Origin of the sequence: Youngiibacter fragilis 232.1 (assembly GCF_000495435.3) — a bacterium.
In the GTDB taxonomy this organism is placed as follows: Bacteria; Bacillota; Clostridia; order Clostridiales; family Clostridiaceae; genus Youngiibacter; species Youngiibacter fragilis.
This window is the reverse complement of the sequence record NZ_AXUN02000120.1, coordinates 1-2,592: the sequence shown is the minus strand read 5'-3', so window position 1 is coordinate 2,592 and position 2,592 is coordinate 1. Positions and strand designations below refer to the sequence as shown.

General features: G+C 39.2%; 2 protein-coding genes and 1 pseudogene. All 3 read right to left on the bottom strand.

All coding sequences use genetic code 11. From position 1 onward, the window contains the following. Positions 1 to 37: 37 nt before the first annotated feature. Positions 38 to 196: pseudogene (locus T472_RS20670) on the bottom strand (recombinase family protein); the annotation flags it as partial. A 268-nt stretch (positions 197 to 464) separates the two neighbouring features. Further along, a complete protein-coding gene (locus tag T472_RS06390) occupies positions 465 to 1,328 on the bottom strand; it encodes an isocitrate lyase/PEP mutase family protein (protein WP_023387666.1) in 864 nt (287 codons plus the stop codon). Positions 1,329 to 1,344: 16 nt separating this feature from the next. Continuing rightward, on the bottom strand, positions 1,345 to 2,592 hold a 1,248-nt coding region (locus T472_RS06385), incomplete at its 5' end, for an SLC13 family permease (RefSeq protein ID WP_023863442.1).

The following is a 2,592-nucleotide window of genomic DNA, read 5'->3' as shown; positions in this document are numbered from 1 at the left end:
ACAGAAGTCAGCAGTAACAGTTAAGGTTTAAATAACAATCCGCTTCAAGCGATCTTTTTATCTTCAATAATCCATAGCCACTTAGGTACTCTCGGTATATTCGCTTAACAACCTCGGCTTGCTCCTGATCGATTATGAGGTGTCCATCTTCATCCTTGGTGTATCCTAAAAACCAATTGTGGTTGACCTGCACTTTTAGTTTCGCGTAAAAGTATGCCCCCCTATGGAAAAAGCACTGAAATTGTGGTTTTCACCCAATTTCAGTGCCATTTTTATCAATTATTCATTTTGTTCAATAGCCCAAAACGTTTGGGGCTCAATGCTTTACCCTCTCTATCAAGACGACGGTCTCAACATGTGTTTAGGCAAAAAGAAGATACTAATACGCATAATTATCTTTCGCGTAAAAGTATCCCCCCTCTCATTACTAATGTAGTAATTTAAAATCAATTTTAGAATTTGGATTATTTGGTGAATGAATTCTCTAATTCTCTTAATTTATCTAGTTGAATTGTTGAATTAAATACCGGGAAGGAAACCATCTTATCCAACATTGTTGAAGTAGTTTCATCTTCTTTTAACTGACTTAGCATGCCTTGTATTGCCTTTGTAGCAGTGTAAAGCGGTGAAACTGGATAAATAATTATGTTATAGCCCATTTCATTGAGTTCAGATGCTTTTGTGAGCGGAGTCTTGCCTTTCTCAACCATGTTTGCTAGCAGTGGCACCTTTATCTCTTTGGAAACTTGAACCATTTCATCTAAGGATTGAGGAGCTTCAAAGAAAATAACATCAGCCCCTGCTGCTTCATATGCTTTTGCTCTCTTTAAAGCTTCATCAAATCCTTTTACAGCTCTAGCATCAGTTCTGGCAATAATGACAAAGTCAGTATCCTTTCTAGCGTGTACCGCAGCTTTAATCTTTGATACCATCTCTTCCATAGGCACAACTTCCTTTCCTTCCATGTGCCCGCATCTCTTCGGTGTTACTTGGTCTTCAAGCTGTATCGCAGCGACTCCAATCTGTTCATATTCAGTTACCGCTCTCACAACATTGAGTGTTCCTCCAAATCCATTATCAGCGTCAGCTATTACAGGAATTCCAACTGATGCTACGATATTTTTAGCAGATGCAACCATCTCTGATAAAGTTATTAGTCCGATGTCCGGTTTACCCAATACACTTGCAGAGACACCATATCCTGTCATATACACTGCAGGAAATCCAGCATTTTCAATCAGTTTGGCAGACCATGCATCATATGCACCGGGAGCCATTATCATCGATCTATTCTTTAACATATCTCTCAATACTTTTGTAGTTTTCATCTTAACCTCCAAATTATTATCTAATTATTCCAACAAGAACTAAGATAGCTATTACAGCTAGACTTGCGAATGGGAGAATTAACAGCTGCTTAAATACGACAGCCTTCTCTTGTTCATCCTGAATTGCAGGTAAAGCTAGTCCACCACCTGAAGAGAATGGTGAAACTCCAGTAACTGCAGCACCTAGAGTAATAACTGAGAATAGTGCAGTTGGAGCCACCCCAGTTGCAGCTACTATGGTAGGCACTACTGGATATAGCGTAGGCATAACTACACCCATCGTACTTGAGAAAAAGCTCATTGCGCCTGCGAGTATTGTCATAACAACAGGTGCAGTGGTCTTGCTTACATTTGTGCTTATTGCATTCGCAATCATGTCGATTGTACCAGCCGCTACAGCTACTGAAACCAACATACCCATACCGCATAGTAGTATGATCGTATTCCAAGGTACGATAGCAAATGCTGCCTTCTCTTTTCCAATCTTGAAGAATATTCCTAGGATTGCTCCTAGTATACAAACATATGCAACATCTGCTCCCTTAGCTATTGTTTTCAACATGGCGCTATCTGGTACCAAGTTTGAGAATAATGTTGGGAATATTGTAAGTGCCAGCGTGAGTACTATAAGAATCATGTTAATCTTCTGTTCCCTGTTAAAGGCAACAGGTTTCTCAATCGAAGACGGCTTAACCTTATAACCCTTAAATACTATATATACAATAATGAACAGTATTGTTTCTCCAATAAAGGAATTTATTAATACCCTATTTGTAAATTGGGCTGCTTCCTGAACATAACCAGCCCCCTCAATTAGACCTTTAGCAATACCTCCACCCATTCCTATACTTGTGAAAGCTCCGGCAACACCTCCACCAACAATTCCAACTACTGCTATCATCTTATGCATTTTAATTTCTTTAGCAATTGCCATGATAAGTGGCGATAAGAATGCATACACTGCGTATGGTCCTGGCCCGATTCCAGACATTGCAATACAAAGTCCATAACAAACAAATGGTATCAAGTAAGGAACATTACGGGTTAGATAGACTGATTTCTTTGCTATTAACTCAAGAGTGCCGTTAGATATTGCGAATCCATAAAAAAATGTTATCGCAAATATTGTAAAAAACAATGTGAGTGACCACGTTGCAGTCACCGCCTTGACTGACATTCCGAGACCGAAGACCCCAATGAAATATGCGAACAGTATTCCGAATAGACCAACATTAATTTTAAAGTAAGCGTAAATTCTAGTGCA

What these genes read in the sequence shown, in the direction of transcription:
- T472_RS06390 (WP_023387666.1), bottom strand. Translation starts at nt 1,328, where the DNA reads ATGAAAACTACAAAAGTATTGAGAGATATGTTAAAGAATAGATCGATG.